Source organism: Pseudomonas sp. PICF6 (assembly GCF_009831705.1).
GTDB lineage: Bacteria > Pseudomonadota > Gammaproteobacteria > Pseudomonadales > Pseudomonadaceae > Aquipseudomonas > Aquipseudomonas rhizophila.
In genome coordinates this window covers 239,750-247,766 of sequence record NZ_WUUD01000032.1, presented here as the reverse complement: position 1 = coordinate 247,766, position 8,017 = coordinate 239,750, and the positions used below count along the sequence as shown (strand labels likewise).

The 8,017-nt window shown below is 64.1% G+C and carries 8 protein-coding genes; all 8 read right to left on the bottom strand.

Annotation, left to right across the window (positions count from 1 at the left end; genetic code table 11):
* The coding region (locus GSM73_RS27730; protein WP_372241402.1) for an NAD(P)/FAD-dependent oxidoreductase at positions 1-207 on the bottom strand (207 nt) is incomplete at its 3' end.
* Complete coding sequence (locus GSM73_RS21675) at positions 194-1,339, bottom strand: sodium:proton antiporter (RefSeq protein WP_218575797.1); 1,146 nt, start codon at positions 1,337-1,339, stop codon at positions 194-196. The genes GSM73_RS27730 and GSM73_RS21675, both read right to left, overlap by 14 nt.
* Before the next feature lie 8 nt (positions 1,340-1,347).
* Positions 1,348-3,687: an MMPL family transporter gene (locus tag GSM73_RS21670; protein WP_047225945.1), complete on the bottom strand. Its 2,340-nt coding sequence runs from the start codon at positions 3,685-3,687 to the stop codon at positions 1,348-1,350.
* Positions 3,671-4,264, bottom strand: a complete 594-nt coding sequence (locus tag GSM73_RS21665) for an outer membrane lipoprotein carrier protein LolA (protein WP_047225944.1) — start codon at positions 4,262-4,264, stop codon at positions 3,671-3,673. The genes GSM73_RS21670 and GSM73_RS21665 overlap by 17 nt, the downstream gene beginning before the upstream one ends.
* A complete protein-coding gene (locus GSM73_RS21660; protein WP_076382963.1) occupies positions 4,261-4,686 on the bottom strand; it encodes a thioesterase family protein in 426 nt (141 codons plus the stop codon). The genes GSM73_RS21665 and GSM73_RS21660 overlap by 4 nt, the downstream gene beginning before the upstream one ends.
* A complete protein-coding gene (gene hutH, locus GSM73_RS21655; RefSeq protein WP_047225942.1) occupies positions 4,679-6,223 on the bottom strand; it encodes a histidine ammonia-lyase in 1,545 nt (514 codons plus the stop codon). The genes GSM73_RS21660 and hutH overlap by 8 nt, the downstream gene beginning before the upstream one ends.
* A complete protein-coding gene (locus GSM73_RS21650) occupies positions 6,204-7,148 on the bottom strand; it encodes a glycosyl transferase (RefSeq protein ID WP_047225941.1) in 945 nt (314 codons plus the stop codon). Before GSM73_RS21650 ends, hutH begins: the two co-directional genes overlap by 20 nt.
* Positions 7,145-7,879 carry a glycosyltransferase family 2 protein gene (locus GSM73_RS21645; RefSeq protein ID WP_160893778.1) on the bottom strand — a complete coding sequence of 245 codons (735 nt, stop codon included), beginning with the start codon at positions 7,877-7,879 and terminating at the stop codon, positions 7,145-7,147. The genes GSM73_RS21650 and GSM73_RS21645 overlap by 4 nt, the downstream gene beginning before the upstream one ends.
* Positions 7,880-8,017 lie beyond the last annotated feature (138 nt).

Genomic DNA, 8,017 nt, shown 5'->3' with positions numbered 1-8,017 from the left:
ATTCACCGCCTCGAGCATGCCGGCCTCTTCGACGAAGTCCAGGCAATGGGACAACAGGCTTTCGCCGATGGAAAACCGTGGGAAATGCTGGCGCTCGATGACTAGCACATCGTGGCCCTTGCGCTTGAGCAGCGCGGCGGCGATAGCGCCAGAGGGACCTGCGCCGATGACGACGACCTGTCGACGTTCCATTTCAACTGTTGGCACTGGAGCTCCTGGCCGGGACGGCAATCGAGGGAATACGGTGGAAGCCGGCCAGGGCCGGCAGCAATGTCGCGATCAGGCCCATCAGCATCAGCGCAAAGTACACCGCCGGGCTGATGAGCTGTTGTTGTAACAGCAGGTTGAGGAACACGATTTCACTCAAGCCGCGAATGTTCAGCAAGACACTTTCGCGCCAGCGACTGGCGCCCGGGAACGAGGCCCCGGCCCAGCCCAGTCCCAGCCAGTTGCCCAGCAGTTTGCTGGCGATGGGTAACAGCAGCAATGCGCCGATCTGGAGCCAGTCGAGGCGACTCAGGGCACTGTGGACGTTGATCTGCACGATGCCGAAGGTGAGGATCAGCGGGATCGCCAGGTAGGTCTGCAAACCTTGCATCCAGTTTGCGTTGAGCGGCAACACCAGCGGCACCTTGAGCGCGGCCATGCACAGCAGATAGCCGATGCCGACAATCAGCGCGTTGAGCCGGTAGTGTTCGGCCACCACCAGCAGGGCGAAAAAGATCCCGCTGTGCAGCAGCGGCTGGCGCAGGCCAAGCAGTCGCAACAGCAGCGGCACACAGGCACCGGCCAACGGCAGCAACAGGCTGGCCAGGTGCAGGCTGCCTTGGGCCAGGGCGAACAGGCTCCAGCAGATCAAGTCGATCAGAATCGCGGTTTGCACCAGGCGCCGTGTGGCGGCGGGCGGGTAGTCGATGTGACGCAGGTACAGGTACAGCACCGGGATGGCGGTGATCGCAAACAGCAGCCCCACCGCCAGGGAACTGATCCAGGGCTGGGGCGGTAGCAGCCAGAGCGCGGTCGCCAAACCGCAGGCGAATGGAACGCCGAAGCTGGGCAGGGCGACTTTCACGCTCTGGCGGTCCAGCCGCAGGTCGATCACGTCGCTGAGGATGTGCCCCAGCAACAGGGCGAAGGCGAGGCTGTAGAGATTGCTCAGCCACACCGGCGCCACCAGTTGCGCGCCGTTGAGCTGCCAGCCTGGTTCGATCCAGAAGTACATCAGCAACGGCAGGCCAAGCGTCGCAAACAGCAGTTGGCTGACAATCGGGATCAGTCCGAAGCGACGACCGATGACTGTCGCCACCGCGAACAGCCCCAGAGCCATGAGCCAGAACATCAGGATGATCACTGGGCCGGCTCCGTAACCGCTGCCGCGTGGGTCTGATGCCCGGCCCACGGCGCCAGCATGAAACTGAAGGCCAGCCCCAGGCTGACCGCCAGGCCGAAGTTGCTCACCGCTGGCGTGCTGGAAACTGCCAACAGGCCGAACGACAACCAGGTGGTGACTGCCGCCAGCAGGGTGCCCAGCAGGCTCACCGCGGCGCCGCCTATCTGTTCGCGCATCAGGATCGCGTAATCGACACCGATGGCGGTGACCAGCAACAGACCGAACAGGCCGAACAGGGTCAGTGGCTGGCCCAGCCAGCCGAGGCTCGCCAGGCTGCACAGCGCCGCCAGCAACGGTAGCGCGACGACACGAAGGGCGCCGCCGACACCGAACGGCCAGGTCAATAACAGCAGGATGAGCACGCAGGAGGCCAGTTTCAATTCGGCGGCGCTGACTTGCGTGGCGGCAAAGACCCGGTTCAGGTCCCCCAGGCGATCGACCAGTTGTACGCCGGGCAGATCCAGCGTCTGCACCCTGAGCAGCGCTGCATCATTCAAGCCTTGCAGGCTGACCACCGCCGCCACGCCCTCCGCCGTCGGGCCGAGCCAGAGTGTGCGGTACGGTTCGGCCAGGGGGCCGGCCAGTGCGGTATCGATGTCGGTCACCGGCAAGGCCTGCAATTGCGTCAGTTCGGCTTGCAGTGCGGCGACCGGCACTCCCAGGTCCAGCAGCGGTTGCCAGAACGCCGGCAACCGGGCCAGGGCGTCACGCACTTTCTGCTGTTCGGCGGGCGGGCTGACCAGTTGGTTCAGCGACAGGTAGCCCTCCAGCTTCTCCAGGCCAATCAACTGCTCCAGCCGCTCGTTGAGCACCGTCTGACGTTCCAGCAGGTGTGACTGATTATCGGCGCGGATCAGGAAGAACTGGCTGGTGGGTTGGAAGCCGGTGATACGGGCGATGGCCTGGGCTTCGTCGGTCAACTGCTCAGGCGTGCCGATCCATTGGCGAATGTCGTTTTTCGTGGTCAGTTGCCAGAGGCCGCCGGCGCAGAAGATCAGCAAGAGCCCTAACAAGACCGGTGTTCGCACCCGCGCCAGCAACGCTTCGCGCGCCCTGAGCAGGTGTTCGCACAGCCGCAGCGGCCACTGGGCCGGGTGTAAGTCCACGCCCTTGAGCAGTGCCGGCAAGAGGCAAACCGCTGTCAGGTAAGCACCGATCAAACCGGCGGCGGAAAAGATCGCGATCTGGGTCAGGGCCGGGAACGGCGTCCAGGCCAGGGCCAGGTAGCCGATGCAGGTGGTCGCCAGGCTCAGGCTCAGTCCCGGCAGGGTCAGGCGTAGGGCCGACCAACTGCGCCACGGTTTGAGGCTCCAGCTTTTGGACAGGTAGTGCAGCGGGTAATCCACCGCCACACCGATCAGGCTGGAACCCAGCACCAGGGTCATGACATGCATGCGACCGAACAGCGCCACGCAGGCCACCGTGCCGAACAGGATACCCACCAGTACCGGCACGAATGCCAGCCACGCTCGCAAGCGTCGGAAGGCCAGCAACAGCAACAGCAAAATGCCGATTGTCGCCCCGCCGCCCACCCAGGTGATTTCCCGCGAAGCCTGTTGTTGGCCACTGGCGGCGTACAGCAGGCCGCTGGCCGCCAGCAATTGCCCTTGGGCCAGGCCCGCCTGATCACGGCTGCGTTGCAGCAGGTCGGCCACTTGCAGCGGCAGGTCCATGTCGAAAGCGTTGCCATGGGTGCGGGCCCGCAGCATCACCCAGTTTTTGCCGTCGGCTTCGGCAATCAGCGCGCCGCTGCCCACGTCCAGCTGTATCGCACCGCGTTGGGGCTGGCTGTTCTGGATGCGCCCGGTCAGGCCCAGCCAGTCGTCCTGGCTCGGCACCAGGCTGAAGCCGCTGAACGGATCGAAGAGCGCCTGCACCCGTTGCTGGATGAAGGCCTGGGGCTGATCGATCAGTTGTTGCCGATCCGCGGCCGAGAGCATTGCCAGCCGCCCCTTGAGCAATTGCGCGCGCAAGGCCGGCAGGTCGGCCTGCAACGTCCACTGGACCTTGTCGAACAAACCGCTGGCCTGCCATTGCTCGCCAAGGGTTTGCGCCAAAGCGATCGCCTGTTGGCGCTCGGTGTGCCCGACCAGTAGTAGCACCTCGCGGTTGAGGGGTTCTTGCATGCGTTGTTCGGCGATGAGTTCAAGCGCATCAGGAGCGGTACCGGGCACCAGCTCCATGAGGTTGGCCGACAGCGGCGCGCCATTGCGCCACTGCCAACCGGCCAGCGCCATCACCGCCAACAGCAGAATCAGGAACAGTCGCGGCAGCTTGTGTTCACTCGGCAAAGTCATGTTGCTCCGCTTCGCTCAAGGCTTTCGCGCTGGTGCTGTTTTGCATGCGCAGCACGGTACGGTCACCCTGGGTTTCCAGCAGTTCGATACGCTGCACCAGTTCGCCGCCATCGATGTTGATCTGGTTGAAGATTTGTTTGAGCAGCACCGAGCGCGGGGTCAAGGTGAGCTTCCACTGCTGCGGTTGGCCCGACAGACTGAGGTCGAAGTCCCGTTGCAGGCCGCTGCTGTCGCCCTGTAACACCGCAAGGAACAAACGATTCTGCTCGGCGCCGGCACTCTTGTTCGGCAGTGTCTGCCAGGTGCCGCCATCGCGCCGGGCGATTCCCAGGGGGGTGATGCGGTAATCCTGCTGCAGCGGGGTTTGCAGCAGCCACAGCAGGCCATGGTTTTTTGCCAATACGAAACGGCCCTTGCTGGTGAGCGGCTGGGGCAGGGCGCGCAGGTGTTTTTCCTGGATGAACTGGCCGTGGATCACGTCCGGGCGCGCCAGTTGTTCGCTCAACTGTTGCAAGTCGAACGCCTGGGCAAAGGGCGCCAGGCCCCACAGCAGCAGCCAGATGAACAGGCGTTTCACGGTAGTTTCCTCTCGACGGCTTGGACAAAGACCCGCGGCGAGGCCAGCAGCATTTCGCGACTCGCGACGTCCACCGCCACTTGCACCGAGCTGGCGCGGGTCAGACGTTCACCCGTGGCTGCGTCGCTGATCAGGTAATTGATCTTCAGGCGGTTCTCCCATTCCACCAGGCTGGCGCGCACGGTCAGGGTCTGACCGAACACGGCGCTGCGCACGTAGCGCAGTTGCAGGTCGATCACCGGCCACGCATAGCCGGATGCGAGCATGTCGTTGTAGTTGTGGCCGATCAGGTCGAGCAAGGCGCAGCGGGCCACTTCCAGGTACTTGACGTAATGACCATGCCAGACCACGTTCATCGAATCGACATCGAAAAACGGCACCACGATCTGCGTTTCGACGTGCAACACCCCTTGGCTACGCATGCAGCCTCCAGTGTTGTTCGGCGATGCGTTGCAGGCACAGGCGCAATTCGCCTTCCAGAGCGCGATCCTCGATGACTGGCGGGAAATCCACGGCCAGCTGTTCGTGCATGTCGGCCAAGGCCGGCGGCAGCGGTCGGGCATCTTCGGCACGGCTGCGCAGCCACACGCCCTGGTTGGCGGCCAGCAGCGTCGCGGCGGCCACTTGTTCGGTCAGTTCCAGCACGCGGATCGCATCCCGGGCAGCGATGGTGCCCATGCTCACTTTGTCCTGGTTGTGGCATTCGGTGGAGCGCGAGAACACGCTGGCCGGCATGGTGTTTTTCAAGGCTTCGGCGGTCCAGGCGCTGGTGCCGATCTGCACCGCCTTGAAGCCATGGTTGAGCATCGCTCGCTCGGCGCTGGCGCCGGACAGGTTGCTCGGCAAGCCGTGGTTGTAGCGTTCGTCGACCAATAGCGCGAGCTGGCGGTCCAGCAGATCGGCGACGTTGGCCACCAGGTTCTTGAGGCTGTCCATGGCAAAGGCGATATGCCCGCCGTAGAAATGCCCGCCGTGCAGTACGCGCTCGGCTTCGGCGTCGATGATCGGGTTGTCGTTGGCGCTGTTGAGCTCGATTTCGATGAATGAACGCAGCCAGTTCAGACTGTCGGCCAGCACGCCAAGCACGTGGGGGGCGCAGCGCAGGGAGTAGCGATCCTGCAGGCGATGCAGCGGCGCGGTGGGGGCGTCGATCGCCAGGTCCTTGCGCAGCCACGCGGCCACTTGCATTTGCCCCGGATGCGGCTTGGCGGCGAACAGGCGCTCGTCGAAGTGCTCCGGGTTGCCTTGCAGCGCGACCACGTTCAGCGCGGTGATGCGGGTTGCCAGTTGCAACAGGTAGTCGGCGCGGGCGAAGGCCAGGCAGGCCAGGCCGGTCATCACGGCGGTGCCGTTCATCAGCGCGAGGGCTTCCTTGGGCCGCAGCACCAACGGAGTCCAACCGAGTTCGCGGTGCACGTCGGCGGCCAGGCGGCGTTCGCCAGCGAACATCACTTCCCGCTCGCCGGAGAGAGTGGCGGCGACGTAAGACAGGGGCGTCAGGTCCCCGCTGGCGCCCACCGAGCCTTCTTCCGGAATCAGCGGCAGGATGTCATGTTCGAGAAAGGCCTGGAGCCGCTCCAGCAGTTCCACGCGCACCCCGGACACGCCGTGGCACAGCGACTGCAAACGCGCGGCCAGCACGGCGCGGGTGGCCTGCGGGTCCAGCAGTTTGCCCAGGCCGCAACCGTGGAACGTATACAAGTGACGGGGCAGGGCCTCGACGTGGTGCAACGGCACGGCCACCACGCAGGAGTCGCCGTAACCGGTGGTCACGCCGTAGATCACGCCTTCCTTGTCCAGCAAAGAGTCGAGGAATTGCGCACCCTTGGCGATGCGCTGGCGGAATGCCGGATCATCCTGCAACCGCGTCTGCACCTGACGATTGGCCAGGGCCAGTACGTCCTCGATGCGCAAGGGGCGTTCGCCGAAGGTTACCGGCTCAAGAGTGGGCATCGTCATCGGTCTTCCAGAAAGGGTAAAAGTTGAACCACTGTTGCGGTGCCTGGAGGCAATAGTGCGCCAGGCGCTGGGCGTAGAGGCCGGCCCAATGGGTGATGACCTGCTCGCGGTCGCTGCGTTTCCACACCACGGCCTCGGCGAAGGGTTCGAGGGTGACCCGATAGCGTCCCTCGTGCTTGAGGCACATCAGCAGGTTGATCGGGCATTTGAGCAGCCCGGCCAGCAGCCAGGGCCCTTGGGGAAATGCCGCCGGGCGACCCATGAAGTCCACGGTCACAGTGCGTGCGCCGTGCAGCGGTATGCGGTCGCCGGCTATCGCCAGCCACTCGCCGCGTTCCAGGCGTTCGCTCAGTTGCAGCATGATCACCGGGTCCAGCTCGCTGACCTGGATCAGCCGCAGATGCGTGGCGCCGGCTTCCCCCAGCAAACGATTGAACTGTTCGGCGTGCTTGGTGTGCACCAGCACGTTCATGGTCACTTTCTCGCCCAGCTCGGCCAGGGCCCGGCACATTTCCAGGTTGCCCAGGTGTGCGCCCACCAGCATCTGCCCACGGCCGTCGCGCAAGTGATTGCGCAGCAATGCCGGATCGACGATTTCGATCTGTTCCAGGCTCAGCTTGCCGTTCCAGACGTCGAGCTTGTCCAGCAGGGAGTCGGCAAACGCCATGAACTGCCCGAACACTCGCCAATGGCTTGGGCGCAGCTCGGTGCGGCCGCTCCAGTCGGCCAGGCGCTGTTGGTATTGCCAGGCTGCCTGTCGGGCGCTGCGGCCGAAAATGAAGAAGTACAGGACGATGCCGTAGAGCAGCGGGCTCAATAAGCGGCGGCCCAATACCTTGGCGGCGAACGCGGTGAGTTTCATCAGCCAGAAACTGCCGCGCTCCTGGCGATCAGCCCAGTGCTGCTTGTCTGTCTCAAGGCTCATGTTCGCCACCGTCGCCAGAGAATCAGGGGGGAGCGCACCAGCATGCCGAAGAACAACCGGGTGTGCATGCTGGAAATCAGTACGTTGTCGTGGAACAGGCGAAAGTGCGAAACCCCGTCCAAGGGGTAGTGAACCCGGGTACGCAACCAGCGCATCGGTTGATTGCGCCAGGCCAGGCGCACCAGGATGTCGGAGTCGAAATCCATGCGCTTGCCAATGTTCGTCGAATCGATCAGCGTCAGGACCGGTGGCAAGGGGTAGACCCGAAACCCGCACATCGAGTCGCGGATTTGCAGGGACAGGCTGTTGATCCAGACCATGACATGCGTCAGGTAGCGTGCATACAAGCGGCCTTTGGGCACGCTCTCATCGTATTGGGGATAACCGCAGATCACCGCCTCCGGGTGAGCGCGGGATTGCTCGAGGAAGTTCCTTACGTCGCCAAGATCGTGTTGCCCGTCGGCATCGACCTGCAGGGCGTGGCTGAAGCCCAGGCGCGACGCTTCCCGCAGACCGGTCATCACCGCGCCACCCTTGCCTTGATTGACCGCCAGCCTGACCAGATGAACCTGCTCGCCCTCGGCCAGCCACTCCAATACCGCCGCGCAGGCCGGGCTGCTGGCGTCGTCCACCAGCACGCAGGGCAAGCCGTTGGCGAGCAGTGCCTGCACCACGGTCGCGACGGCGGTTTCGTGGTTGTAGACCGGGATGACGGCGCAGGGGTTATGCATAATTTCCGTCCTGCCCCATTTCATTGTGGCGAGGGGATTTATCCCCGCTCGAGTGCGAAGCGCTCGTCATCGGGCAGTGTCGTTGCGCAGCTTTTGTGGTCGCTTCGCAACCCAGCGGGGATAAATCCCCTCGCCACA